Origin of the sequence: Stenotrophomonas sp. (genome assembly GCF_036662295.1) — a bacterium.
In the GTDB taxonomy this organism is placed as follows: domain Bacteria; phylum Pseudomonadota; class Gammaproteobacteria; order Xanthomonadales; family Xanthomonadaceae; genus Stenotrophomonas.
The window spans coordinates 1-23,749 of the sequence record NZ_JAVWXA010000008.1 but is presented as its reverse complement, the minus strand read 5'-3'; the positions used below and the strand labels follow the sequence as shown (position 1 = coordinate 23,749).

The following is a 23,749-nucleotide window of genomic DNA, read 5'->3' as shown; positions in this document are numbered from 1 at the left end:
GATGACCCTGCCCAGCCCCGACGCCGCCGCGCGTTACGCCGCCTCCCTGCGTCTGTCCGTCGCCCCCATGATGGACTGGACCGACCGCCATTGCCGGTATTTTCACCGGTTGCTGGCGCCGGGTGCGCGGCTGTACACCGAGATGGTGCACGCCAACGCGGTGATCCACGGCGACCGCGAGCGCCTGCTCGGCTTCGACGGCAGCGAGCATCCGCTGGCCCTGCAGCTGGGCGGCAGCGACCCGGCGCTGCTGGCGCAGGCGGCGCGCATCGCCCAGGACTGGGGCTACGACGAGGTCAACCTCAATTGCGGCTGCCCCTCCGACCGGGTCCAGGCCGGGCGCTTCGGCGCCTGCCTGATGCGCGAACCGGCGCTGGTGGCCGAGTGCGTGGCGGCCATGGTGGCGGCGGTGGACATCCCGGTCACGGTGAAGTGCCGGCTGGGCGTGGATGAAGACAACGACTACGAAACCTTCGTCAACTTCGTCGATCAATCGGCCAACGCCGGCATCGCGATGTTCATCGTGCACGCCCGCAATGCCTGGTTGAAGGGGCTCTCGCCGAAGGAAAACCGCGAAGTGCCGCCGCTGCGCTATGACTGGGCGCACCGCCTCAAGGCCGACCGCCCGGCGCTGCAGATCGTGCTCAACGGTGGCCTGGCCACGGTGGAGGCGGCGCAGGCGCAGCTGCCGGCGCTGGACGGCGTGATGCTGGGCCGCGCGGCCTATCACGACCCCTATGTGCTGCATCAGCTGGAGGCAGTCCAGACCGGTGCGGCCGTGCAGCCACGCGAGGCGCTGCTGCGCGCCATGCGCCCGTACATCGAGGCGCAGCTGGAGCGCGGCCTGGCCCTCAAGCACATCACCCGCCACCTGCTGGGCCTGTTCCACGGCCAGCCCGGCGGCCGTGCCTTCCGCCAAGTGCTGAGCGAAGGCGCACACCGTCCCGGCGCCGACTGGGCGCTGATCGAGGCGGCGCTGGCGGTCACCCGCGCCCAGGCCGATCGCGTCGCTGCGTGAGGCGCATCACCTTGTCGGCTTGACAAGGCGCCCACTTTAGACGCCAATGTTCACTTAGATGAACGGCGCAAAGGGGCAAGCGGAAAAGTTCAGACCGGATTCACTGCGTAAAACCAAGAATTCGCTAAGGATTCGTAAATCGCCTGCCTCGGCTGGCGGTTCCGGATTTACAAATTTTGAACGTTTAGCCGCGCTCCGCTAGGATCAAACCGATGCTCTCCGTGACCTGCCAACGCCGTCTTGTCGTCCTCGCCCTGCTGGCGACGGGCGCCGCTGCCTCGATCGGCAGTGCCTCGGCGCAGGCGCCCCTCCCGGAGCAGGCGCGTGGCGAGATGATCCGTGCCTCGCGCGGGGCACCGCCGGAGCGTTCGCTGTCCGATGCGGTCCGCCGCGTCCAGCGCACCACCGGGGGCCACATCCTGGGGGCCGAGCGGGTGCCCTACGACGGCCGCGACATCAACCGGGTCAAGTACATGGACGACCGGGGCCGGGTCCGCTACATGGACGATCCCGCGCCGGCACGTTCACAGCCCCGCGCACCGCGATCGGATATGTCTTCACTACGCGGCGATAACCCCTGAACAGGGATAGTTGTCCGTCATAAACCGTATTCCACTGGCCCCCGGCCATACCCAGGACACTAGGGAGAGTTCATGCGTATCCTTCTGGTCGAAGACGAAGCCCCGCTGCGGGAAACCCTGGCCGCCCGGCTCAAGCGCGAAGGTTTTGCCGTCGACGCTGCGCAGGACGGTGAGGAAGGGCTGTACATGGGCCGCGAAGTGCCGTTCGACGTGGGCATCATCGATCTGGGCCTGCCCAAGATGTCGGGCATGGAACTGATCAAGGCCCTGCGCGACGAGGGCAAGAAATTCCCGGTGCTGATCCTCACCGCGCGCTCGAGCTGGCAGGACAAGGTCGAAGGGCTCAAGCAGGGCGCCGACGATTACCTGGTCAAGCCCTTCCACGTGGAAGAACTGCTGGCGCGCGTCAATGCGCTGCTGCGCCGTGCCGCTGGCTGGAGCAAGCCCACCCTGGAGTGCGGCCCGGTCGCGCTGGACCTCGCCGCGCAGACCGTGAGCGTGGCCGGCAGCAACGTGGACCTCACCAGCTACGAGTACAAGGTGCTCGAATACCTGATGATGCATGCCGGTGAACTGGTCTCCAAGGCCGACCTCACCGAGCATATCTACCAGCAGGATTTCGATCGCGACTCCAACGTGCTGGAAGTGTTCATCGGCCGCCTGCGCAAGAAGCTCGATGCCGACGGCGAACTGAAGCCGATCGAAACCGTGCGTGGCCGCGGCTACCGTTTCGCGATCCCGCGCAACGAAGGCTGAGCCGGTCGCTGGGCGAAGGAGTGTGATGTCAGGCCGTCTGTGGTTCTTTAAACGCTGGCGGCCGCGCTCCCTGCAGGCGCGCCAGCTGCTGGCCGCCTCGGTCAGCCTGGTGGCCTTCCTGGCCATTGCCGGCTACGCGCTGGATGCGGCGTTCGCCGATACCGCGCGGGCCAACCTGCGCGAGCGCCTGAAGAACTACGCCACCGCGTATGCGGCCGGGATCGACTTCACCCGCGACCGCTCGCTGTACATCCGCGAGCAGCCGCCGGACCCGCGCTTCGACGTGCCGGGCAGCGGCCTGTACCTGCAGGTGGTGATGCCCGACGGCAAGGGCAACTCGATGTCGGCCGAAGGCCCGATGCTGCCCACCGTGGGCGGCGGCCTGCTGGCACCGCGCCAGGAGGTGTTCGAAGGCCCGCTGCCGATGATCCAGATCGATGGCAGCCAGGGCTCGGTGTATCGCTATGGCCTGGGCCTGGTCTGGGATGCCGACGCCGATCCGGCCACTGAATTCCCCTACACCATCTACGTGATGGAAGACTCGCGCGCGCTGGGCGCGCAGCTGCGCGTGTTCCGCGGCCGGGTCTGGTTCTGGATGGGCGGTGCCGGCCTGATCCTGCTGATGCTGCAGACCGTGATCCTGCAGTGGAGCCTGCGCCCGATGCGGCGGGTGATCACCGAGCTGACCAAGGTGCAGCGCGGCGAGACCGAGCGCATGAGCGAACGCCATCCGCGCGAGCTGGAGCCGTTGACCGACAGCATCAATGCCTTCATCGAGAGCGAGCGCGAGAACCTGGAGCGCCAGCGCAACACCCTGGCCGACCTCGCGCACAGCCTCAAGACGCCGCTGGCGGTGCTGCGCACCCAGCTGGACAGCGGTGCCCAGGACCAGGACCTGCGCCAGGAGTTCGACGTGCAGCTGCGGCGCATGAACAACCTGGTGTCCTACCAGTTGGCACGCGCGGCGTCGTCGGGGCACAAGCTGTTCTCCGCGCCGCTGCCGATCGAATCCAATGCCGAAGAGATCGTGCGTGGCCTGGAGAAGGTCTACGCCGGCAAGGGCGTGCTGTGCGAGTTCGACATCGACGAGGCCGCGCGCTTCCACGGCGAGCCGGGCGACCTGCAGGAACTGCTCGGCAACCTGCTGGAGAACGCGTTCAAGTGGGCCAACCGGCGCGTGCTGCTGACCGCCAAGCCATTGCCGGCGCCCGGTGCACGCCGCGCCGGGCTGGTGCTGTCGGTGGATGACGATGGCCCGGGCATTGCCCCGGAAGACATCGCCAAGGTGCTGCAGCGTGGCGTGCGCGGCGACGAGCGCGTGCAGGGCCACGGCATCGGCCTGTCGATCGTGCAGGACCTGATCAAGGATTACCGCGGCGAGCTGCAGGTCAAGCGTTCGCCGGAACTGGGCGGGGCGCGGTTCGAGGTGAAGCTGCCGCCCGGGCCGTGAGCGCGGCGCGGTATCGAAGCAAAGGTGATGGGCAGGCGCGTGCGCGCCATGCATCGACCCACGGTGGGTGCCTGCCGGGCGTGACCCGGGAAGCGATCAACGCCCGCCGGTAGGTACCGGCCGCTGGTCGGTACCCGACATTCGTGGTGGCTCGCCGTAGAACCGGCGCAGGTGCGCGGCAACCGTGGGCATCGCCTCGGCCAGCACCGCTGGCGCGGAGAAGTGGTATTCGGTCACCACCGCGAAGAACTCCTCCGGTGCCTCGGCCGCATACGGGTCGATCAGCGTGTCCCGGCCGCGATCCACCTCGTCGCAGAACGCGTCATACGCGCGCTGGAAATCGGCGGCCCATTCGCGCTGCCAGTCGCGCGGCAGCGGCGGGGTGCCATCGATCGCTCCGTCCAGCGCATCGATCTTGTGCGCCATCTCGTGCACGGCCACGCAGTAGCCGGCGTGCGGGTCGGCGATGTCGGCCTGGATGTCGGCCCAGGACAGGATCAGCGGGCCGCTGTCCCAGGATTCGCCGATCAGCTCGTCATCCCATTCGTGCAGCACGCCGGCCGCATCGACGTGGCTGCGCTGCACCCGGAACGCGTCCGGGTACACGATCAGCTGCGACCAGCCGCGCAGCCCGATCTCGCCCAGTTCCAGCAACGGCAGGCAGCACAGCGCGGCCAGCAGCACGCCATCGGCAGGCGCCAGCTGCAGCTCGCCGACCGGGCTGATGGTTTTCTCGTGCAGGAAGCGGGCGCTCAGGGCGCGCAGGCGCTCGCGTCGCGCATCGTCCAGGCCATGCAGCCACGGGGCACGCGTGCAGCAGTGCTGCCACACCGTCGGATCGATCTCGCGCGGCGTGCGCCGCAGCCAACCCCACATGCGTTCGATCAGCGGAACATGCCCGGCAGGAAGCTGTGCCACTTGGGCGCGCGCAGGCGCGGCAGCACGTCGTCATCGCCACCGCCGCCGCTGCTGGTGCCACTGGCCGCGCTCGGCTTCACCGCCGCTGGCGCGCGGGCCGCCGGCGCCGCGGCCTGGGCGGTGCGTTCGGTTTCGGCCGGCGAATACACACAGCCACCCCGCCCCGTGCTGGTCAGCGCATCGGAAGCGTGCGCGGCCAAGGGGGCCATCAGCAGGATCAGGCAATGGGCGAACGGGCGCATCGTCGACATCCGGAAGGCGGGTCAGTCTTCGATTCTAGCCCGATTCAGCGCCCGCATTGGAACCCCCGCCGGCAGGCAGTGGGTGCGGCTTTGCCGCATAATTTTCCCGATTACCTGATGGAAGCTGCCGTGGACGACCGCCAACTGCTGGCCAAACTGGGCGCCGGGCGCCTGTCCGGCGATGCGCTGGCCCAGGAACTGGGCGTGACGCGCGCCGCGATTTGGAAGCGGATTCAAGGACTTAGGGCGGCCGGGATCGAGGTGGAAGGGCGTGCCGGCGAAGGCTACGGGCTCACCCGCCCGCTGGACCTGCTCACCCCGGAGGCCATTCGCGCCGGCCTGCCAGAGGACGCGGCGGCGCTGCTGAACGCGCTGCAGGTGGCCTGGACGGTGGACTCCACCAACGCCGAATTGCTGCGGTGCAGCGCGCCTGAGCAGGGCGTTCGCGTCCTGCTGGCCGAGCGCCAGACCGGTGGACGCGGTCGTCGCGGACGGACCTGGGCCTCGCCGCTGGCCGCCCACGTGTACCTCTCGGTGCTGCGCCTGTTCTCCGGCGGGCTGGTGCGCCTGAGCGGCCTGAGCCTGGTGGCCGGCATCGCGGTGGCCGAGGCCCTGCATGACCTGGGCTATGTGCAGGCCCGGCTCAAGTGGCCGAACGATCTCATGGTGGACGGGCACAAGCTGGTGGGCCTGCTGGCCGAGGGCGGTGGCGAATATGCCGGCCCGGCGCGTGCGGTGATCGGTATCGGCATCAACGTGCACATGCCGGCCGCCTTCGCCGCCGACATCACCCAGCCCTGGACCGACCTGGACACGCTGGCCGGCAGGCCGGTGGACCGCAACACGGTGGTGGCCGCGGTGCTGGCGCATCTGCTGCCGGCGCTGGAACTGTTCGACGCGGAGGGGCTGGCACCGTTCCTGCCGCGCTATGCCGAGCTGGACCTGCTGCGCGGCAAGACCGTGCGCGTGGAGCAGGGCGGGCAGTGGCGCGAGGGCGTAGCGCTGGGCCTGGCCGATGACGGCGCGCTGCGCGTGCGCATCGATGGGGTGGAGCAGCACGTGCATGCCGGCGAAGTCAGCGTGAGGGCGCAATGAGCGACTGGTTGTTCGACCTGGGCAATTCGCGGTTCAAGTTCGCCCCGCTGCAGGACGCGCGTGCCGGTGACGTGCAGGCCTGGCCGCACGGCGCGGAAACCATGCCCGCCGAGCTGCTGCAGGCGCTGCCCAGCGGTGATGTCGCCTACGTGGCCAGCGTTGCCGCGCCCACGCTCACCCGCAGCATGCTGGCGATCCTGCAGGGGCGCTTCCGCCACGTGCGCGTGGCCCGGACCGAGGCCACGTGCGCCGGCGTGCGCGTGGCCTACGCCGATCCGGCCCGGTTCGGCGTGGACCGCTTCCTGGCGCTGCTGGCCGCGGCCGAGCGCGGCGAGGCGGTGGTGGTGGCGGGCGTGGGCACTGCCTTGACCATCGACCTGCTCGACGCCGACGGCCTGCATCACGGCGGCCGCATCGCCGCCTCGCCCACCACCATGCGCGAGGCCCTGCATGCGCGCGCGGTGCAGTTGCCGGCCAGCGGTGGGGACTACAGCGAGTTCGCCAACGACACCGCCGATGCGCTGGCCTCCGGCTGCGACGGCGCGGCGGTGGCGCTGATCGAGCGCAGCGTGGCCCAGGCCGCACAGCAACTCGGGGTCACGCCGCGCCTGCTGGTGCACGGCGGCGGTGCGCCCGCGCTGCTGCCGTTGCTGGCGCAGGCGCACTTCCAGCCGGCACTCGTGCTCGATGGGCTCGCGCGCTGGGCCGTGCACTCGCCGGCACACGCAAGGTAGGATCCCCGCATGCTGACCCGTGCCCTGATCGTCGTGCTCGCCATCCTCAACCTGGGGGTGGCGCTGTGGTGGATGCTGCGTGGCGAACCGGCGCCGGCACCGCCCGCGCCCACCACCGGCGTGGCCCAGTTGCAGCTGCTGCCGGCCACTGCCGCGCCGCCGCCCACCGCCGCCGTTGCGCCGACCCAGGCCCTGGATGACCGGACCCCGGCCGCTGCGCCGGCGCCCGCAGCGGAGCGCCCGGCACCACCGCCGCCGGTGGCCGCCGCACCCACGCCCACGCCCGTCGAGTCCGCGCCCGCCGCGGCCGTGCCTGCGGCCCCGGCCCCGGCCCCGGTGGCCGCCGCACCTGCACCGCCTGCCGCGCCCGCGCAGTGTCTGAGCCTGGGGCCGTTCGCCGATCGCGCCGCGGCCCAGGCGGCGCAGGCCAAGGCGGGCACGCTGCTGCGCGGCGCGCGCCTGCGCGAGGTGGCCGATGCCGGCGCCACCCGCTACCGGGTGATCCTGCCGCCCGCCGCCAGCCGGGAAGACGCGCAGGCCACGGTCAAGCGGATCGTCGCGGCCGGGCTGAGCGATTACTACATCATCGGCCAGGGCGAGGAAGCCAATGCCATCGCCCTGGGCCAGTACCGCAACCGCGAAGGCGCCGACCGCCGCCTGGCCGCGCTCAGCGCCGCCGGCTTCAACGCCCGCCTGATCGCCAGTGGCGGTGACGGCAGCGCGCAGTGGTGGCTGGACGCGACGCTGGCCGAGCAGGCCGAGCCGGCCGCCGCCCGCCAGCGCAGCGGCGCGGCGCAGCACCGCTCGCTGGACTGCGCGCGGGTGCGTTAGAATCGCCCGGCGCCATGCCGCTTTAGCTCAGTTGGTAGAGCAACTGTCTTGTAAACAGTAGGTCATCCGTTCGATTCGGATAAGCGGCACCATGCTCCGCTCCGCTGGCATCCACCGGTGCCCACGGCGCGCAATCAACCCGCCGACATGGCGGGTTTTTTTGTGCGTGGCTGTCGCCGGTCACCCCTGCGCCTGCGCGAGGTGATCAGGGGTACACCTGCCGCTCACCATCGGCACTCACCATGACCACGCGCGCGGCATCGAAGGGAAGGTGCACTTCCCCCTGCCAGCGATCGTCCAGCGGGATGACCGATTTCGCCATCGGCGCGCAAGCGGACCCGACGGTGCAGCGTTTGATCACGATGCGAAGCGCATCGCCAACCCGCTCGAAATCAACGCCCCCGGCGTAGTGGCGGGTTTCGGGGCGAACCTTGTAGCGGACGGCAATCTCGGTAGCCGAGCGCTTCTCAACGCTGACCGGCTCGACCATCGACTGTGGGTACACCGGCGTCATCCCTGCATCCGTGCAGGCGACCAGGGTGGACGACAGCGACAGCAGCACCAGCAGCGGCAACGCCGTCTGTCGGTGCAACCTCAGCGATCTGGTGGGCATGCAGGCACTCCGTTTTCCGCGCCATGTCATCGCCATCCTAACCTGCAGGCTGGCCGCGCAGCAGCGGCACGCCTCCTGCCTGCCTTACTGCGTCTCGGCAAACCGATACGACAACAGCGACTTCACCAGGAACGTCACCTGCGTGGCCGAGCGCGCGTCCACGCGCATCACCGGCAGGCGGAAGCCGGCATCCAGCAACGCCTGGCGCACATCGGGAATCAGCAGTTCGGGGAATTCATCGGTGCGGGTAATGCCCACCGCCAGGCTGGCGTCGGGCGCGATCCGCGAGAACTCCTGCAGCAGTTCCACCGTGGAGGCGATGGGGTCGGGCTGGCGGGCGCTGACCAGCACGATCACGCCCAGTGCGCCGTCGCAGACCATCGGCCACATGAAGTCCAGGTAGCGCTGGCCGGGCACGCCGTAGACGTGCAGCAGCTCGCCGTCGTCCAGCTCGATGGAGCTGTAGTCCAGCGCCACGGTGGTCTCCACCTTGTCACCGTAGGCGTCTTCGCTCAACGGCATTTCGGTGCTGACCGGCTCCACGTCGGAGATGGCGCGCACCGCGGTGGTCTTGCCCGCGCCCATGCCGCCGACGAACACCAGCTTGTTGGCCGGCAGGCTCATGATGCCGCCCCCGCGAAGAGGGTGAGGCCGAAGCGTCGCGCCACCCACGAGAAGAAGCGCGAGTCGGTCGGCGTTTCGCGGCGTGGGGTCGGGGTCACGGGGGCATCCTGGGTCAAGGCGAGGCCGCTGGCCACGGCGGCGGAAAACAGGCTCTGCGCGGCGTCCTGCGGGATCCGGCAGGCGTTGGCCAGCGCGATGGCGCGCCAGGGCCGCGCATGCAGGCGGGCGATGGCCAGCAGCCAGGGGCCGGGCACGTCGTCGGCGCTGAGGTCAGGCCACTGGCGCAGCTGCAGCGAGGCCTGCGCGGCCGGCGCCGGCATCAGCTCCGGGCGATGGCGGGCGATGCAGAAGAACAGCGCTTCGAACGAATGCCGCTGCGGCAGGCGGTAGGCGTACTGGTGCTGGAAGGTGTCGGCATCGATCGCGGTGAGCGACCAGGTGCTGTCATCGAGCTGGGCGGCCACCTCGGCCAGCGGGGTGGCCAGGGGCAGGGCGATGCTGCGCGTGGCCGGGTCCACCAGCAGCGTCATCGCACCGCGCTGCAGCAGGTGCATGCCGGCCGGCTGGGCATCGTGGCGGGCCAGCTGCATCAGCAGCGGCGTGCCCTGCACCGCGTTGGGCGCATCGGGCGTGGCCAGCAGCAGCGTGGAGAGCTGTTCGTTGATGTCGCGCACGGTGGCGCCATGCGGCAGCTCGCCGCGTGCGATGGCCGCCACGCGCCGGGTGATCGACAGGGTGGGCACGCCAAGCGCGCGCGCCTGGGCCTGCGCGTCGGCGCTGGCCGGGTGATCCAGCCCGATCACCAGCAGGTCCACCGGCTGGCCGGACCAGTCCCGCAGGGCCACGTCCATGCGCTCGGCCAGCAGCAGCGAGCTGGCCAGCTTGAGGCGGGTGTGGTGCAGCACGTCCAGGCCGGTTGCGGCGATCTGGAAGGAACGAATGGGGGTTTTCATCGGGGAGCCACGGTGCGGCCGGTCATCGCGTGCGTGCACGCGGCGGCGCGAGCGTCCGGCGCAGCCTGCGCTGCGCCGGACCAGGGGGCGATCAGCTGAAGTCCAGGGTCTTCTCGAAGGCCTTCAGCTCATGCCGCGACATCGCCAGGTTGGCCTTGCTGCGGTCCATTACCACGTACAGGAACAGCAGCGGGTTGCTTTCCAGCGGGCGGATCAGGTGGTACTGGCTGGTCAGCGTGATCAGCAGGTCTTCCAGCGTATCCGACAGGCCCAGCTGCTCGGCCACGCGGCGCTTGGCGCGGACCACTTCGGTGTTGCCGGCCGCGGCCAGTTCCAGGTTGATGTTGCCACCGCCGACCATGGCCAGGGCCATGCCGCTGTCACCGTCGACCAGGGCGGCACCGACGAAACCGGCCAGCGAATTGAGCTTTTCCAGATTGAGATTGGGCACGTAAATCCTTTTTTCTTCAGGCAATGGGAGGGCAGGCCGGAGGCCTGCCGCAAGGGCACAACGAAAAAGAAGGCGGCTCAGCCCGCGCGCGGGCGCAGCACCGGGTCCAGGCGGGTGGCGCACTCGCGCGCATGGAACAGCAGCACGGCCATGTTGACCTCGTGACCGGCCACGGCGGTCAGGGTGAGCGGCTTGTCGCCCTGGATGCGGATCAGCACCACGTTGCCCTGGCGGGTGCAGATCGTGGCGTAGTCGGCCTCGCTCAGCGCCAGCTCGCGCGACAGGGTCTCGCCCAGGGTCAGGAAGGAGTTGGCCATCGCGGCCAGGCGCCGTCCGTCCACGTCCAGCGCCGAACTCTCGGCCACGGCACGGCCGTCGGCGGTGGACAGCATGAGCAGGCTCAGCCCGCGCTCGCGTTCACGGCTGTGGGCGAAGACGGCATGGATGCCGTCGAGGTCGAGCGACGGGCGCGCCGGCTGGCTCGCGCCGCTGGCATCTCGAACGATCTGGTGGATGGCACTGCGTTGCACTTCCCTGCCCCCTGGCACACAACGAAACGCGACCAATCCGTCTGGATTAGTCAATCAGTACTGCGTCGAAGTGTGAAATGTAGCACGTTATTTTTACCTTCATGGATAACGCAGGATGAACCGCGCGTTGTCTTTCGATTGTGTCAACTGATTGACGCACAAGGGTTTCCGCCTGCGTCGTGATCCGACGCGGGCGGTCAACGGGTGCCCTGTGGGGTCAGGGCCGCCCCGCTGCTGCACCGCCGCGAGTGGGCCTGCAGGCGGGTGGCTAGACTGTGGCTCTTTTTCCGTATTTGCAGGAGGCACCCATGGCCACGTATCCCCCCGTTTCCCTGATCGGCGTACCCACCGACGTCGGGGCCGGCCATCGCGGGGCCGGGCTGGGGCCGGACGCGCTGCGCATCGCCGGGCTGGCCGAGGCACTGGAGGCGCGCGGCGTGGACGTGCGCGACCTGGGCAACCTGGATGGCCCGCGCAACCCGTGGACCGCGCCGGTGCAGGGCTATCGCCACCTGGACGAGGTGGTGGCGTGGAACCGCGCGCTGATGGACGCCACCTACGCCGCGCTGCAGGCCGGGCGCATGCCGATCATGCTGGGCGGCGACCACTGCCTGGGCATCGGTTCGATCACCGCGGTGGCGCGCTGGTGCCGCGAGCAGGGCAAGACGCTGCGCGTGCTGTGGCTGGATGCGCACTCGGATTTCAACACCAGCGAGGTGACCCCGTCGGGCAACGTGCACGGCATGCCGGTGGCCTGCCTGTGCGGGCTGGGCCCGGACGCGCTGACCCGGCTGGGTGGCGACGCACCGGCGATCCGCCCGCAGCAGGTGCACCAGATCGGCATCCGCTCGGTGGACCAGGAAGAGAAGCGGCTGATCAAGCAGCACCAGGTGGACGTGTACGACATGCGCTACATCGACGAGGCCGGCATGAAGCGCACGATGGAAGCGGCGCTGCAGGGCATCGACGACAACACCCACCTGCATGTCAGCTTCGACGTGGATTTCCTCGACCCGAGCATCGCGCCTGGCGTGGGCACCACGGTGCCGGGCGGGGTCAACTACCGCGAGGCGCAGCTGGTGATGGAGATGATCGCCGACACCGGGCGCATGGGCTCGCTGGACATCGTGGAACTGAACCCGCTGCTGGACAACCGCAACAGCACGGCGGTGCTGGCGGTGGATCTGGTGGAGAGCCTGTTCGGCAAATCCACCCTGATGCGCGACTGACAGCGGCCCGCCACGCGGGGCTTTCCTGCGGATGGCTGAACGCTGCGCCGATGCGTTCACATTCGCTGCACGCCGCTGCCGCCAGATTGCATCCACGCGGCGGCGGTGCCGGAAACGGCCACGACGTCACCGCGATCAGGAAGAGGGGCCGCCTCGCGCACCATGCGCCGGCGGGCCCATCTGACAGGTGGGACCGGATTGCCGGTGTCGACGTAGATCAACCAGGAGAACCCCATGAAGCGTGTTATTGCACTGATGCTGTTGTCGATGTTCTCGGTGGCCATGCTGTCCGGCTGCAACACCGTTGCCGGTGCCGGCAAGGACGTGCAGAAGGCTGGCGAGAAGGTTGAAGACGCCGCCAAGACCAACTGATCCCCGCGATCAGCTGGCAACGGAAAAGGCCGGGATCTCCCGGCCTTTTTCGTGGGCGCGACCTCACGCTGCATTCAAGCAGGTGAGCATGGGTTTCATCCGCGCTTGACCGGGGACGAACGCGCGCCCCTGCATGCTGTGGTCACGGCGACAGTGCCGTTGCAACCGAGGAATCGAACCCATGAACAAAGACATCATTTCCGGCAAGTGGACGCAGCTCAAGGGCAAGGCGCAGGCCAAGTGGGGCGACCTGACCGACGACGATTTCAAGGTGGCCGAAGGCAACGCCGAGTACCTGGCCGGCCGTCTGCAGGAGCGCTATGGCTGGGCGCGCGACCGCGCCGAGACCGAAGTGAAAGACTTCGAAAAAGCCATGCACAAGGATTACCCCGATTTTCATTGAGTACCGCCGCGCCTGACCGGGCGCGGTTGCTTCACCGGGTGTATGAAACACGAAGGGCCGCGCAAGCGGCCCTTCGTGTGTGTGTCGGCGTGGCTGGCGCTCAGCGCAGGCGGCTGTCGCGCGGCGGGTCGGGCACGTACTGGGAGGGGAAGGCGCGGGGGGCGCTGTCCGGGCGCGGGGTGGGCGCGGGCAGGATGCCGCGCGCGCGCAGGTTCTGGGCGCTGTCGTAGCGCAGCTCCACCTGCTGGACCGGTGTGCTGCTGGCGCGTTCGAAGGCGGTGTCGCGCACGCGCGAGGTCTCGCGTGCGCCGTGGCCGGTGCCCAGGCGCTGGGCCGGCGCGGCCGCGGCGCTGCGCGTGGCGCTGTCGGCCATGGCCGATTCGGCCGCCGCCGGTGCCGGTGGCGCCGCTGGTGCTGCGGGCCCGCCGGCCAGGCTGCGGCGCCGCTCCACCGCCGGGGACAGATCGCGAGCGATCGCCCCGGCCTCGGTGAACACCGCCATGCCGATGACCCCGATGTTGTCCGGGCGGCCGGTGCGGGCCGCGTAGCTGCGCCCAGGCGTGGTGAACACGAACTGCGCCACTTCCTCGGACGATTTGCGCCAGCCGCTGATGTCCGCGGTCTGCCAGGGGTTGAGCACGTAGCCGGTCTGGCCGGGCGCGGCCACCTGGCCGGTGATCGCGTTCAGGCCGTCCACCGACACCACCACCAGCACCCGCTCGGCGCTGGCGTTGCGCAGGCGCACACTGTAGCGATGGCCCTTTTCGCCCGCGATCCAGCGCTGATCGCCGTCGCTGTAGGCGCGCAGTGCGCCGTCGCCGTCGCGGTCGATGACGGTCAGGTAGACCGGGCCGGCGGGGGTGTGGGGCAGGGGCATGGGGCGGAAGCCGCACAGGACCAGCACGGCGAACAGGGGCAGGATCAGGCGTTTCATGGCAGTGCTCGGCGATGGAGTGACAGGTTCAACGGGCGGGCGGGTGCGACGGGGTTGGGCCGGGGCAGGTAAACTGGCGCGGTTCACCTGTCCGTAATGATCCCCCCATGACCACCCGCGTTCTTACCGGCATCACCCCCTCCGGCACGCCCCACCTGGGCAACTATGTCGGCGCCATCCGCCCGGCCATCGCCGCCAGCCAGGCGTCCGATATCGAGAGCTTCTTCTTCCTGGCCGACCTGCACAGCCTGATCAAGGCGCAGGAGCCGGAGCGGACCCAGCGCTCGACCCTGGAGATCGCCGCCAGCTGGCTGGCCTGTGGCCTGGACCCGGACAAGGTGTGGTTCTACCGGCAGAGCGACATTCCCGAAACCACCGAGCTGATGTGGTTCCTGACCGCCATCGCCAGCAAGGGCATCCTCAACCGCGCCCATGCCTACAAGGCGGCGGTGGACAAGAACCGCGAAGAGCAGCAGGACGAGGACGCCGGGATCAGCGCCGGGCTGTTCATGTACCCGGTGCTGATGGCCGCCGACATCCTGATCTTCAAGGCCAACCAGGTGCCGGTGGGGCGCGACCAGATCCAGCACATCGAGATGGCGCGTGACTTCGCCCAGCGCTTCAACCATGTCTACGGCAAGGCGTACTTCCCGTTGCCGGAGGTGGTGATCGACGAACAGGTGGCCACCCTGGCCGGCCTGGACGGGCGCAAGATGAGCAAGAGTTACCACAACACCATCCCGCTGTTCGCCCCGCGCGCGGAGCTGAAAAAGCTGGTGTCGAGCATCCTCACCGACTCGCGCGCGCCCGGCGAGCCCAAGAGCACCGAGGGCTCGGCGCTGTTCCAGATGTACCAGGCCTTCGCCAGCGCCGAGCAGACCGCCGCCTTTGCCCAGGCCTTCGCCGAGGGCATCAGCTGGGGCGATGCCAAGCAGCAGCTGTTCGAGCGCATCGATGCCGAGCTCACCCCGCTGCGCGAGCGCTATGAGGCGCTGATGGCCGAGCCGGAGAAGATCGAGGCGCTGCTGCGTCGCCGCGGCCAGCAGTTGCGCGAGCAGTACGCCATTCCACTGCTGAAGGAACTGCGCCACGCCGTGGGCCTGCGCGATCTGTCCAGCGCCGGCGACATCGCCGGCGAGGCCGGCACCGAGGCGCGCGCGGCACCGCCGCTGTTCAAGCAGTACCGCGAAAAGGACGGCCGTTTCTACTTCAAGCTGCAGGCGGGCGATGGCAGCCTGCTGATCCAGAGCCAGGGCTTCGATTCGCCGCGCGACGCCGGGCAGGTGATCGGCGTGCTCAAGCAGACCGACCATGGCGATGGCCTGCAGAGCGAGCTGTTCAAGATCGAGGCCGAGGTGGACGTGGTCCTGGCCGCGCTGCAGGCGCTGCGCGGGTAGTGCCGGCCGCTGGCCGGCCACCAGGCAACGGCGGCGATCCATGCAGCCGGCCAGCGGCCGGCCCTGCCGGAACCGGGCGCGTGGCATGATGCGGTCATCCTGACGGGAGGCGGCGATGGCCTGGTTGTCGTTGGTGTTGTTCCTGCCCTGGTTCCTGCTGCTCGGCACCCTGTACTGGCTGTTCCCGCGCCAGCCCCGCGATGCGCCCCGGCGGCTGTTCGACGCCACCGCCCTGGTGCTGGCCTTCGTGCTGAGCATCGTGGCCATGCTGTGGGGCCACCACATCGGCGTGGTGCAGGACGATGCGGGCCCGATCTGGCGCCAGGTGCTGGCGGTGCTGTACGCCTACGGTGCCTTCCTGGCGGTGCTGGTGGGCGCGCTCCTGCTGCGCGGGGCGTGGCTGGCCCGGCGTGCGACCAAAGCCGCATCGAAGCCGGTGCCGGGTTCGTCCTAACATGGTGGGGTAATCCGCCAGGGAGGGACCGATGTCTTTCGACCCCAGCATCCACACCATCGATACCGGCTTCATGGCGCGCGGCGACTTCGACGCCGCCTACCTGGTGGTGGAAAACGGCCGCGCGGCCTTCATCGACTGCGGCACGGGGCTGGCGGTGCCGGCGATGCTGGCCGCACTGGACCGTGCCGGCCTGGACGTGGCGGCCGTGGACTGGCTGGTGCTCACCCACGTGCACCTGGACCACGCCGGCGGCGCCGGCCTGCTGATGCAGCAGCTGCCGCACGCGCAGCTGGTGGTGCACCCGCGTGGCGCACCGCACATGCTCGATCCCACCCGGCTGATTGCCGGCGCGACCGAGGTGTATGGCGCGGTCGAGATCGCACGCAGTTACGGGCCGATCCTGCCGGTGCCGGCCGAGCGCGTGGTGGTCGCCGAAGATGGGCACCGCGTGGACCTGGCCGGGCGCAGCCTGCTGTGCCTGCATACCCCCGGCCATGCCCGCCACCATCTGTGCGTGTGGGACGCGCGCAGCCGCGCCTGGTTCACCGGCGATACCTTCGGCCTGTCCTACCGCGAGCTGGACAGTGCGCGCGGCGCCTTCATCGTGCCCACCTCCTCGCCGGTGCAGTTCGAACCGGAGGCGCTGAAGGAGTCGATCGCGCGCCTGCTGTCCTACGCGCCACAGGCGATGCTGCTCACCCACTACGGCCGCGTGGAGGACGTGGCGCGGCTGGGCGCGGACCTGCTCGAACAGATCGATGCGATGGCCGACATCGGCCGCCAGTGCGATGGCCGGCCCGATCGCCACCGCTGCCTGGTCGCTGCGCTCACTGCGTTGTACCTGGAACGCGCGCAGGCCCATGGTTGCCCGCTCGACGATGCGGCGGTGACCGCGGTGCTGGCGATGGATATCGAGCTCAACGCCCAGGGCCTGGCCTGCTGGCTGGACCGCGACAAGCGCTGAGGCGGCACGCGCACGGCGCGCGGTCATGCAGGTGTCACGTTACACTCCCAGGCCCCTGCTTTCCGTCCTGGTGTCTGCCGTGAATCCGATGCGCATGCTGCTGCTGTCGTCCTGCCTGTTCATGGGCGGCCTGGCCCACGCGGCCAATGACCTGCCCGGCGGCGGCATCGATCCGCAGGCGCTGTCGCGGCACGTGCGCATCCTGGCCTCGGACGAATTCGAGGGCCGCGCGCCGGCCACCGCCGGCGAAGCGCGCACCGTGCAGTACCTCATCGAAGAGTTCAAGAAGTACGGCCTGCAGCCCGGTGGCGTGGATGGCAGCTGGGTGCAGCCGGTGCCGATGGTGCGCGCCCAGGTGGACGGGCCGGTGCGTGCGCAGCTGCGCCAGAAGGGCAGGACGCGCGCGCTGGTCAACGGCGAGGACGTGACCCTGCAGAGCCTGCGCCCGCAGCAGGCGGTGGACATCCGCAATGCGCCGCTGGTGTTTGTCGGCTACGGCATCGATGCCCCCGAGCGCCACTGGAACGACTACAAGGACGTGGACCTGCACGGCAAGATCGCCGTGGTGCTGATCAACGACGCCGATTTCGAGGCCGACCCGCCTGGCGCGTTCGACGGCAAGGCGGTGACCTACTACGGCCGCTGGACCTACAAGTTCGAGGAAGCCGCGCGACGCGGCGCGCAGGGCGTGCTGATCGTGCATGAGACCGCGCCGGCCGCCTACGGCTGGGCCACGGTGAAGAGCTCGGGCACCTCGCCGCTGTTCGACATCGAGCGCAGCCCCGAGCAGGCATTGGCGCAGCACGTGCCGGTGCGCGGCTGGATGCAGCGGCACCTGGCCGAGCAGCTGTTTGCCGACGCCGGCCTGGATTTCGAGGCGGAAAAGCGCAAGGCGATGACGCCGGCGTTCAAGCCGGTGGCGCTGGGCGATGCGCAGCTGTCGGTGGGGTTCCGCCTCAAGCGCGAGCAGGTGGTCACCCGCAACGTGGTGGCCAAGCTGCCCGGCGGCGCGCACGCCGACGAGGCGGTGATCTTCTCCGCGCACTGGGATGCCTTCGGGATCGGCCAGCCCGACGCCAAGGGTGACCGCATCCGCCGCGGTGCGATCGACAACGCCACCGGCGTGGCCACCGTGCTGGAACTGGGCCGGGTGTTCGCCGCCGGCCCGCAGCCGCAGCGCACGCTGTATTTCGTGGCGCTGACCGCTGAAGAGAAGGGCCTGCTGGGCGCCAGCTACTACGCCGCCCACCCGCTGGCGCCGCTGGACAAGACCGCCGCGGTGCTCAACATCGAGATGTTCAGCCCCGATGGCCCCACCCGCGACATCGCCTCGTGGGGCAACGGCCGGGTCTCGCTGGAAGGCGACCTGGCCCGCGTGGCCAAGGCGCGGGGGCGCACGTACTCGCCGGACCCGAACCTGGAAGCGGGCTTCTTCTACCGCGCCGACCACTTCGCCTTCGCCCGCCTGGGCGTGCCGGCCATCACCATCGGGCCGGGGCTGGACATGCGCGAGGGCGGCGTGGAGAAGGGCCGTGAGCTGCGCGATGCGTACTTCGCGGCCTGCTATCACCAGGCCTGCGATGCCTGGACGCCGGACTGGGACGCCAGCGGCCACGCCGCCGATACGCTGCTGGTCTACGACCTGGGCGCCGAGCTGGCCAACAGCCGCCGCTGGCCGCACTGGGAAGAAGGGTCCGAGTTCGGCAAGGTGCGCGAGCAGAGCGAAGCCTCGCGGCGCTGAGCCGGTTCAGCGGCGGCGTGGCACGCGCCTGGGTCCACGCCGCGGCAGCGGGTTCGGGGCCGGCCAGGGTCGCCCCATGTTCAGCACGGCCCACGCGACGCCGAGCACGGCCAGCGCGATGGCCGCTTCGACGCACTGCTGCACGGAAAACGCCAGCGGCGACTGTTCGTACCAAAGCCAGCGCGGCGGCCCGCGCAGGTGGGCCAGGGTCACGCCGCGGTAGATCGCCACGCCGATCTTGAGCAGCATCCAGGCAGACAGCGCGTGCAGCGCCACGAAGGCATAGCCGCCCGCGCGGCCGCGATGGCGCCAGCGCCATTGCCGGAACAGCGTGACCGCGCACAGCAGGGCCGCGCCCAGGATCACCGCGGTCAATGTGTGTTGTACCGGTCGCAGCCAGGGCCGCAGGCGCTGGTCCTGCCGCGCCAGTCGTTGGCAGGCCAGCGTGTGGGCCTGCCGTTCCTGCGCGGTGGGCATGACGGCGATGCTGCCGGGATGGCGGTCAGGCACCGGCTGCCCGGCACGGCATTCGCGGGCACCGCCCACGGCCGGGAGCAACAGCCCCAGCCCGATCAACATCCACAGGATCCTTCCCCGCACCGGCCACGTCCCTCTGCTGCCTCATCCAGTGCCCTGCGCCGCTTCATGGGCGCAGGGTCACGGGGAAGGGTACGCGATCGATCGGCCGGGATTGAAGCGCGGGCCGCGCGTGCGGCCCGCCATGGCCTCCCGCTTACGGCTGGGTGCGCGTGCCGTCCAGCCAGTTGGGGCCCTTGTTCTTCAGGCAGAACACGTACACCACCAGCGATACCGCGATGATGGCGGTGACATACCAGGCAAACTGACCCACCCGGTCGGTGGTCTTGGCCGCCTGGTAGAGCAGCGGCGCGGTGCCACCGAACAGTGAGTTGGCGATGGCATAGCCGAAGCCCACGCCCAGTGCGCGCACGTGGGTGGGGAACAGCTCGGCCTTCACCACCGCATTGATCGAGGTGTAGCCGGTGAGGATCACAAAGCCGATCGCCAGGATCACGAAGGCCATCAGCGGGTCGTGCTGCTGCGGCAGTGCGGTGATCAGGTAGTGGCTGTACAGCACCCCGCCCACGCCGAAGAACACCAGCAGGCTCTTGCGCCCGACGATGTCCGACAGCCAGCCGCCGATGGGCTGCAGCAGCATCAGGAAGGTCAACACGCCCAGGTTGATCAGCGTACCGGTCATCACGTCGGTGCCGGCAAACGCGCTCTGGATCATCTTCGGGCCGTTCACCGAATAGGTGTAGAAGGCCACGGTGCCACCGGCGGTGATCAGGAAGCACAGCAGCAGCGGGCGCCACTGGTGCACGAACAGTTCGTACATCGAGCCGGACGCCTTGGCCCGCCCTTCCTTGGCCGCCTCGATGGAATCCTCGCCCAGCGATTCGTCCATCGTGCGGCGCAGCCAGAACACCACGATGGCGGCGATGCCACCGATGCCGAAGGCGATGCGCCAGCCCCATTCGGAGATCTGAGGCTTGTCCCAGAAGCTGAGCATGGCCAGCAGGGTCAACTGGGCCAGCACGTGGCCGCCGACCAGGGTGACGTAATGGAACGAGGACAGGAAGCCGCGCCGGCCGGGGATGGCCGCCTCGGACATGTAGGTGGCACTGGTGCCGTATTCACCGCCGGTGGCGAAGCCCTGCAACAGGCGCGCGAACAGCAGGATCACCGCCGCCCAGATGCCGATCTGCGAGGCGGTCGGGGTGATGGCGATCAGGAACGAACAGCCGGCCATCACCGTGACCGACACGGTCAGCGCCAGGCGGCGGCCGTAGCGGTCGGCGAAGCGGCCGAAATACCACGCCCCGATCGGGCGCATCAGGAAGGTGGCGGCGAAGATCGCCCACACGTACATGGTGGAGTTCTTGTCGGCGGCCGAGAAGAACTGGGACTCGAAATAGACCGCAAACACCGAGTAGACGTAGACGTCATACCACTCGACCAGGTTGCCGGCCGAGCCTTTGAGGGTGTTGGAGATCGAGCGCCGCAGCGCGGCGCGCTCGGGATGGGCGGCGGCGGAGGGGGTGGAAGTACTCATGCAGGAAGGATGTCCTCACGGGAAAACGGTGCGGGTGGGCAAGGAGCCGCAAGCGGTCCTTGGCGCTGGAGGCCTTCCTGGCATCGCAGCGCATGGGCAAGAGGGTAACCACTTCCTGCGACAGAATGCGTGAGCGCAGGCCAATGGCCGGATGTCCGCGCTGCCGCCAGCCCCGCAGTGGCCTAGAATTCCCCTTCCCCCGGATGGTGCCGTGCCATGTCTTCACCTGAACCCGTAGCGGCTGCTCCCCGGAGCGGCCTTGTCGTACTGGCCCTGTTGCTGGTCTACGTGGTCTGGGGGTCCACCTATCTGGGTATCCGCCTGGCGCTGGAAGGCGGCGCGCTGCCGCTGACCATGGTGTCCGGCGCGCGCTTCATCATCGCCGGCTCGTTGATGTATGCGGTGCTGCGCTGGCGCGGGATGCCCGCGCCGACCCGGCGCCAGTGGCGCAACCTGGCGATCATGGGCCTGACCATGCTGGTGCTGGGCAACGGCATGGTGGTGCTGGCCGAGCGCACGGTGTCCTCGGGGCTGGCGGCCACGGCGGTGGCCTCGGTGCCGCTGTGGATGGCGCTGTTCGGTGCGATGCGCGGCACCCACGCCAGCCGTGGCGAATGGCTGGGCATCGCGATCGGTTTCCTGGGCGTGGTCTGGCTCAATGCGGGCAGCAGCCTGACCGCCTCGCCGCAGGGCCTGATCCTGTTGCTGATCGCGCCGATCGGCTGGGCGTTCGGCTCGGTCTGGGCGCGCGGGCTGGACCTGCCCAACCCGTTCATGACCGCCGCCGGGCAGATGCTGTGCGGCGGGGTGATGCTGGTGGCGTTGGGGCTGGCCACCGGTGAGCGGCCCACCACCTGGCCGAGCACGGACGGCCTGCTGGCGGTGGCCTACCTGTGCATGTTCGGCTCGATCGTGGCCTTCACCGCATACGTGTGGCTGCTGCACAACGTGCGCCCGGCCCTGGCCGCCAGCTACGCCTACGTGAACCCGGTGATCGCGGTGCTGCTGGGCGCGCTGATCGGGCACGAGCGCTTCGGCGCGCACGACCTGCTGGCGATGGCGGTGATCCTGGCTGGCGTGGTGGTGCTGACCCTGGCGCGGACGCGCGCGAAATGAGCGCGCTGCCCTCCACGCACCTGCAGGACCAGCGCCGCGGCCTGGCGATCACCGCCTTCACCTTCACCTTGTGGGGGCTGGTGCCGGTGTACTGGCACCTGCTCAAGGCAGTGCCGTCGCAGCAGATCATCGCGCACCGGATCATCTGGAGCACGGTGCTGGTGGTGGCCTGGCTGCTGTTGAGCGCCGGCACCGGCTGGTGGCGGGGCATCGCCGCGCAGAAGCGCGCGCTGCCCACGCTGGCCCTGAGCAGCCTGGCCATCGCCTTCAACTGGGGGCTGTACATCTGGGCGATCAACGCCGGGCACGTGATCGAAACCAGCCTGGGCTACTTCATCAACCCGCTGGTGAGCGTGGTGCTGGGCGTGGTGGTGCTCAAGGAGCGCCTGCGCGGGCTGCAGTGGCTGGCGGTGGGCTGCGCGGCGCTGGGCGTGGCCTGGCTCACCGTGGACGCGGGCACGCCGCCGTGGATCGCGCTGGGGCTGGCATGTTCGTTCGGCTTGTACGGCTTGCTGCGCAAGCTGATCTCGGTGGACCCGGTGGCCGGCCTGGGGGTGGAGAGCCTGTACCTGTTCCTGCCGGCGATCGGCTTTGCGCTGTGGAGCGAGAACGGGCACGGCGGTGGGTTCTTCGGCGGCTGGGGCTGGAAGAACGATGCATTGCTGATCCTGGGCGGCGCGGTGACGGCCCTGCCGTTGATCGGCTTCGCCTACGGGGTGAAGCGGATCCCGCTGTCGGTGGTGGGCATCCTGCAGTACATCGCGCCGAGCCTGGGGCTGCTGCTGGGCGTGTTCTTCTTCCGTGAGCCGTTCGATGCGGGCAAGGCCGTGGGCTTTGCGGCCATCTGGACGGGGCTGCTGCTGTTCATTGGCGACAACCTGTGGGCGATGCGCGCCAAGCGATAGACGTGGTGCGACAAGGGCCGGCGCGCGGTTGCCTGCATTCCATTCCGATCCGATGGCACCGGCGGGACCGGCTCTGCTGCAATGGAGGATCATCCATTGCAGGCCTGTCCCATGAACAAACTGTTGCCCCTGTTGTTGCTGCTGCTGGCACCGCCGTTGGCAGCCGCGCAGGCCGATGATCCGGTTGCCCACGCGTGCTACTTCTGCACGGCGCCGGAAATGCAGCAGGTGGCCGTGGGCCTGGGCGAGGGCACGCACTATGTCTACGACTTCGACGCGCTCAGCATCGACGGTTACACCGTCAGCGCTGCCTCGGGCCAGCGGGTGGCGACGCGCTTCGAGGCCGAGGACTGGGTGAAGCGGCAGTTCCTGTCGCTGGCCGAGCACTACATGCCCTCGGCGGGGGTGGTGAAGTACTTCGAGCGGGTGCGACTGTACGCACCCGGGTCGGACCACGGCATGCGCACCCTCGAGGAGCAGTACATCCTGGGGCATCACCTGTCGGCGTTGCACCCGCGGCACGCGCAGGCGCGCGAGACGGTCGTCCGCTACCTGCAGCGTCACGGCAACTTCGGTTTCCTGGATACGCGCGATTCCGGCGGCCGGCTGTTGCAGCTGCAGGTGATGCGCGAACGCGGTTACCCGGTGATGGCACTGTTGGCCCTCAACGACGGTAACGGCAATTCCGCCCGGTTTCACTTCGATTACCTGCATCGGCAATGGGCATTTGCCGACGCTACCGAACCTGGCCAGAGCGGAAGCGTCCAGAACACGGCAGAGGACTTCCTGCCGGGCCAGGTAGCGTCCATGAGCTACCATTTTTCCTGGTTGAACCGCTGGTTCGCCGATGCCTTCGTCGATCGGGCGCGTTGGGCAGGCATCGAGGTGTTGGGCGAAGCGCCGACGCAGACCGGAAACGTGACGGTCCTGTGCCAACGGCTTGAGAGCGGTGCGGTGGGGTGCCGCTACCAGTAGAGAGGGCTGACACGAACGCGCGAAGCCCCAAAAAAGAGGTTCTTCGCCCATCTGCGTGGTAAAGGCTTTGCTGAAGCACGCGCGTGCATGCCTTGTCGCTTGGGGCGGGTACGGGCGGGGGTGCGGGACACGCTGCAAGTACGTCCCTGTAAGCTCGACATACGCCATCCATGGCGTATGACGGTCCCGCACCCCCACCCGTACCCGCCCTTGGACAGTGGGCCGGTGCGCACCGAAAAAGCCGGTAGTGCCGGCCGCTGGCCGGCATCCCACAGCCACCCTTGTTCCCAACGACGACCGACCAACAGCCCGTGACGCGGCAGTTGATCTGCTGCGGGCCACCGGCCAACTGTCGGGGGTGGGGGTGTGCGGGTTCGCGGGACCGT

27 protein-coding genes and 1 tRNA gene are annotated in these 23,749 nt (G+C 69.3%); 18 read left to right on the top strand and 10 right to left on the bottom strand.

Translation table 11 applies throughout. From position 1 onward, the window contains the following. The first annotated feature begins 1 nt into the window (after position 1). The 4 genes from dusA to RSA25_RS02935 all read left to right on the top strand — a co-directional run bounded on the left by dusA (position 2) and on the right by RSA25_RS02935 (position 3,805). A complete protein-coding gene (gene dusA, locus RSA25_RS02950) occupies positions 2–1,018 on the top strand; it encodes a tRNA dihydrouridine(20/20a) synthase DusA (protein ID WP_332807422.1) in 1,017 nt (338 codons plus the stop codon). Between the two features lie 212 nt (positions 1,019–1,230). Then, on the top strand, positions 1,231–1,599 hold the full coding sequence (locus tag RSA25_RS02945; protein WP_332807421.1) for a hypothetical protein: 369 nt from the start codon (positions 1,231–1,233) through the stop codon (positions 1,597–1,599). Between the two features lie 72 nt (positions 1,600–1,671). Beyond that, a complete protein-coding gene (locus tag RSA25_RS02940; RefSeq protein WP_228884579.1) occupies positions 1,672–2,355 on the top strand; it encodes a response regulator transcription factor in 684 nt (227 codons plus the stop codon). Between the two features lie 25 nt (positions 2,356–2,380). Beyond that, positions 2,381–3,805, top strand: a complete 1,425-nt coding sequence (locus RSA25_RS02935) for an ATP-binding protein (protein ID WP_332807420.1) — start codon at positions 2,381–2,383, stop codon at positions 3,803–3,805. Between the two features lie 96 nt (positions 3,806–3,901). On the opposite strand, the gene RSA25_RS02930 is transcribed toward RSA25_RS02935, so the two are convergent. Then, positions 3,902–4,681, bottom strand: coding sequence for a M90 family metallopeptidase (locus tag RSA25_RS02930; protein WP_332807419.1), 780 nt, complete (start codon positions 4,679–4,681; stop codon positions 3,902–3,904). An 8-nt stretch (positions 4,682–4,689) separates the two neighbouring features. Then, positions 4,690–4,965 (bottom strand): hypothetical protein, encoded by a 276-nt coding sequence (locus RSA25_RS02925; RefSeq protein WP_332807418.1) that lies wholly within the window; start codon positions 4,963–4,965, stop codon positions 4,690–4,692. Between the two features lie 129 nt (positions 4,966–5,094). On the opposite strand from RSA25_RS02925, the gene birA reads away from it, so the two are divergent. The 4 genes from birA to RSA25_RS02905 all read left to right on the top strand — a co-directional run bounded on the left by birA (position 5,095) and on the right by RSA25_RS02905 (position 7,717). After that, the gene (birA, locus tag RSA25_RS02920; RefSeq protein WP_332807417.1) at positions 5,095–6,060 is read left to right on the top strand and encodes a bifunctional biotin--[acetyl-CoA-carboxylase] ligase/biotin operon repressor BirA; all 966 of its coding nucleotides are present in this window, start codon (positions 5,095–5,097) and stop codon (positions 6,058–6,060) included. Further along, a complete protein-coding gene (locus RSA25_RS02915) occupies positions 6,057–6,794 on the top strand; it encodes a type III pantothenate kinase (protein ID WP_332807416.1) in 738 nt (245 codons plus the stop codon). The genes birA and RSA25_RS02915 overlap by 4 nt, the downstream gene beginning before the upstream one ends. Before the next feature lie 9 nt (positions 6,795–6,803). Beyond that, positions 6,804–7,625, top strand: a complete 822-nt coding sequence (locus tag RSA25_RS02910) for an SPOR domain-containing protein (protein ID WP_332807415.1) — start codon at positions 6,804–6,806, stop codon at positions 7,623–7,625. Between the two features lie 16 nt (positions 7,626–7,641). Beyond that, positions 7,642–7,717: transfer RNA gene (locus tag RSA25_RS02905), tRNA-Thr, on the top strand. Positions 7,718–7,830: 113 nt separating this feature from the next. Here RSA25_RS02905 and RSA25_RS02900 read toward each other — a convergent pair. The 5 genes from RSA25_RS02900 to RSA25_RS02880 form a co-directional block, all read right to left on the bottom strand. Then, positions 7,831–8,238 (bottom strand): hypothetical protein, encoded by a 408-nt coding sequence (locus tag RSA25_RS02900; protein WP_332807414.1) that lies wholly within the window; start codon positions 8,236–8,238, stop codon positions 7,831–7,833. An 84-nt stretch (positions 8,239–8,322) separates the two neighbouring features. After that, a complete protein-coding gene (locus RSA25_RS02895; RefSeq protein ID WP_332807413.1) occupies positions 8,323–8,862 on the bottom strand; it encodes a GTPase in 540 nt (179 codons plus the stop codon). Then, a complete protein-coding gene (locus RSA25_RS02890) occupies positions 8,859–9,815 on the bottom strand; it encodes a hypothetical protein (RefSeq protein ID WP_332807412.1) in 957 nt (318 codons plus the stop codon). Before RSA25_RS02890 ends, RSA25_RS02895 begins: the two co-directional genes overlap by 4 nt. Positions 9,816–9,906: 91 nt before the next feature. Continuing rightward, entirely contained in the window at positions 9,907–10,266 is a 360-nt protein-coding gene (locus RSA25_RS02885; RefSeq protein ID WP_332807411.1) for a roadblock/LC7 domain-containing protein, read from the bottom strand. Positions 10,267–10,343: 77 nt separating this feature from the next. Next, positions 10,344–10,796, bottom strand: a complete 453-nt coding sequence (locus RSA25_RS02880; protein WP_332807410.1) for a roadblock/LC7 domain-containing protein — start codon at positions 10,794–10,796, stop codon at positions 10,344–10,346. A 308-nt stretch (positions 10,797–11,104) separates the two neighbouring features. Between RSA25_RS02880 and rocF the strand changes: the two genes are divergently transcribed. From rocF to RSA25_RS02865, 3 genes are all read left to right on the top strand, one after another. Next, positions 11,105–12,025 (top strand): arginase, encoded by a 921-nt coding sequence (rocF, locus tag RSA25_RS02875; protein WP_332807409.1) that lies wholly within the window; start codon positions 11,105–11,107, stop codon positions 12,023–12,025. 234 nt (positions 12,026–12,259) lie between these two features. Continuing rightward, positions 12,260–12,397 (top strand): entericidin A/B family lipoprotein, encoded by a 138-nt coding sequence (locus RSA25_RS02870; RefSeq protein ID WP_038691079.1) that lies wholly within the window; start codon positions 12,260–12,262, stop codon positions 12,395–12,397. Between the two features lie 181 nt (positions 12,398–12,578). Beyond that, a complete protein-coding gene (locus RSA25_RS02865; RefSeq protein WP_332807408.1) occupies positions 12,579–12,800 on the top strand; it encodes a CsbD family protein in 222 nt (73 codons plus the stop codon). 100 nt (positions 12,801–12,900) lie between these two features. Here RSA25_RS02865 and RSA25_RS02860 read toward each other — a convergent pair whose 3' ends face one another. Next, positions 12,901–13,734: a hypothetical protein gene (locus RSA25_RS02860; protein WP_332807407.1), complete on the bottom strand. Its 834-nt coding sequence runs from the start codon at positions 13,732–13,734 to the stop codon at positions 12,901–12,903. A gap of 107 nt (positions 13,735–13,841) precedes the next feature. Between RSA25_RS02860 and RSA25_RS02855 the strand changes: the two genes are divergently transcribed. From RSA25_RS02855 to RSA25_RS02840, 4 genes are all read left to right on the top strand, one after another. Then, positions 13,842–15,131, top strand: coding sequence for a tryptophan--tRNA ligase (locus RSA25_RS02855; protein WP_332807406.1), 1,290 nt, complete (start codon positions 13,842–13,844; stop codon positions 15,129–15,131). Between the two features lie 115 nt (positions 15,132–15,246). Beyond that, positions 15,247–15,585 (top strand): hypothetical protein, encoded by a 339-nt coding sequence (locus RSA25_RS02850; RefSeq protein WP_332807405.1) that lies wholly within the window; start codon positions 15,247–15,249, stop codon positions 15,583–15,585. A 31-nt stretch (positions 15,586–15,616) separates the two neighbouring features. Next, positions 15,617–16,552, top strand: a complete 936-nt coding sequence (locus tag RSA25_RS02845) for an MBL fold metallo-hydrolase (RefSeq protein WP_332807404.1) — start codon at positions 15,617–15,619, stop codon at positions 16,550–16,552. 88 nt (positions 16,553–16,640) lie between these two features. Continuing rightward, a complete protein-coding gene (locus RSA25_RS02840) occupies positions 16,641–18,293 on the top strand; it encodes a M28 family metallopeptidase (RefSeq protein ID WP_332807458.1) in 1,653 nt (550 codons plus the stop codon). 6 nt (positions 18,294–18,299) lie between these two features. Here RSA25_RS02840 and RSA25_RS02835 read toward each other — a convergent pair whose 3' ends face one another. Together RSA25_RS02835 and RSA25_RS02830 are read right to left on the bottom strand one after the other, a co-directional pair. After that, positions 18,300–18,872, bottom strand: coding sequence for a hypothetical protein (locus RSA25_RS02835; protein WP_332807403.1), 573 nt, complete (start codon positions 18,870–18,872; stop codon positions 18,300–18,302). 154 nt (positions 18,873–19,026) lie between these two features. Beyond that, positions 19,027–20,367: an MFS transporter gene (locus RSA25_RS02830; RefSeq protein WP_332807402.1), complete on the bottom strand. Its 1,341-nt coding sequence runs from the start codon at positions 20,365–20,367 to the stop codon at positions 19,027–19,029. 216 nt (positions 20,368–20,583) lie between these two features. Between RSA25_RS02830 and yedA the strand changes: the two genes are divergently transcribed. The 3 genes from yedA to RSA25_RS02815 all read left to right on the top strand — a co-directional run bounded on the left by yedA (position 20,584) and on the right by RSA25_RS02815 (position 23,363). Further along, positions 20,584–21,483, top strand: a complete 900-nt coding sequence (gene yedA, locus RSA25_RS02825; RefSeq protein ID WP_332807401.1) for a drug/metabolite exporter YedA — start codon at positions 20,584–20,586, stop codon at positions 21,481–21,483. After that, positions 21,480–22,388: an EamA family transporter RarD gene (rarD, locus tag RSA25_RS02820; RefSeq protein ID WP_332807400.1), complete on the top strand. Its 909-nt coding sequence runs from the start codon at positions 21,480–21,482 to the stop codon at positions 22,386–22,388. The genes yedA and rarD overlap by 4 nt, the downstream gene beginning before the upstream one ends. Positions 22,389–22,520: 132 nt before the next feature. Continuing rightward, the gene (locus RSA25_RS02815; RefSeq protein WP_332807399.1) at positions 22,521–23,363 is read left to right on the top strand and encodes a hypothetical protein; all 843 of its coding nucleotides are present in this window, start codon (positions 22,521–22,523) and stop codon (positions 23,361–23,363) included. Positions 23,364–23,749 lie beyond the last annotated feature (386 nt).

Coding starts and splice junctions, on each gene's coding strand:
- dusA (WP_332807422.1), top strand. CDS start 2: ATGACCCTGCCCAGCCCCGACGCCGCCGCGCGTTACGCCGCCTCCCTG.
- RSA25_RS02945 (WP_332807421.1), top strand. CDS start 1,231: ATGCTCTCCGTGACCTGCCAACGCCGTCTTGTCGTCCTCGCCCTGCTG.
- RSA25_RS02940 (WP_228884579.1), top strand. CDS start 1,672: ATGCGTATCCTTCTGGTCGAAGACGAAGCCCCGCTGCGGGAAACCCTG.
- RSA25_RS02935 (WP_332807420.1), top strand. CDS start 2,381: ATGTCAGGCCGTCTGTGGTTCTTTAAACGCTGGCGGCCGCGCTCCCTG.
- RSA25_RS02930 (WP_332807419.1), bottom strand. CDS start 4,681: ATGTGGGGTTGGCTGCGGCGCACGCCGCGCGAGATCGATCCGACGGTG.
- RSA25_RS02925 (WP_332807418.1), bottom strand. CDS start 4,965: ATGCGCCCGTTCGCCCATTGCCTGATCCTGCTGATGGCCCCCTTGGCC.
- RSA25_RS02915 (WP_332807416.1), top strand. CDS start 6,057: ATGAGCGACTGGTTGTTCGACCTGGGCAATTCGCGGTTCAAGTTCGCC.
- RSA25_RS02910 (WP_332807415.1), top strand. CDS start 6,804: ATGCTGACCCGTGCCCTGATCGTCGTGCTCGCCATCCTCAACCTGGGG.
- RSA25_RS02900 (WP_332807414.1), bottom strand. CDS start 8,238: ATGCCCACCAGATCGCTGAGGTTGCACCGACAGACGGCGTTGCCGCTG.
- RSA25_RS02895 (WP_332807413.1), bottom strand. CDS start 8,862: ATGAGCCTGCCGGCCAACAAGCTGGTGTTCGTCGGCGGCATGGGCGCG.
- RSA25_RS02890 (WP_332807412.1), bottom strand. CDS start 9,815: ATGAAAACCCCCATTCGTTCCTTCCAGATCGCCGCAACCGGCCTGGAC.
- rocF (WP_332807409.1), top strand. CDS start 11,105: ATGGCCACGTATCCCCCCGTTTCCCTGATCGGCGTACCCACCGACGTC.
- RSA25_RS02870 (WP_038691079.1), top strand. CDS start 12,260: ATGAAGCGTGTTATTGCACTGATGCTGTTGTCGATGTTCTCGGTGGCC.
- RSA25_RS02865 (WP_332807408.1), top strand. CDS start 12,579: ATGAACAAAGACATCATTTCCGGCAAGTGGACGCAGCTCAAGGGCAAG.
- RSA25_RS02860 (WP_332807407.1), bottom strand. CDS start 13,734: ATGAAACGCCTGATCCTGCCCCTGTTCGCCGTGCTGGTCCTGTGCGGC.
- RSA25_RS02855 (WP_332807406.1), top strand. CDS start 13,842: ATGACCACCCGCGTTCTTACCGGCATCACCCCCTCCGGCACGCCCCAC.
- RSA25_RS02850 (WP_332807405.1), top strand. CDS start 15,247: ATGGCCTGGTTGTCGTTGGTGTTGTTCCTGCCCTGGTTCCTGCTGCTC.
- RSA25_RS02845 (WP_332807404.1), top strand. CDS start 15,617: ATGTCTTTCGACCCCAGCATCCACACCATCGATACCGGCTTCATGGCG.
- RSA25_RS02840 (WP_332807458.1), top strand. CDS start 16,641: ATGCGCATGCTGCTGCTGTCGTCCTGCCTGTTCATGGGCGGCCTGGCC.
- RSA25_RS02835 (WP_332807403.1), bottom strand. CDS start 18,872: ATGTTGATCGGGCTGGGGCTGTTGCTCCCGGCCGTGGGCGGTGCCCGC.
- RSA25_RS02830 (WP_332807402.1), bottom strand. CDS start 20,367: ATGAGTACTTCCACCCCCTCCGCCGCCGCCCATCCCGAGCGCGCCGCG.
- yedA (WP_332807401.1), top strand. CDS start 20,584: ATGTCTTCACCTGAACCCGTAGCGGCTGCTCCCCGGAGCGGCCTTGTC.
- rarD (WP_332807400.1), top strand. CDS start 21,480: ATGAGCGCGCTGCCCTCCACGCACCTGCAGGACCAGCGCCGCGGCCTG.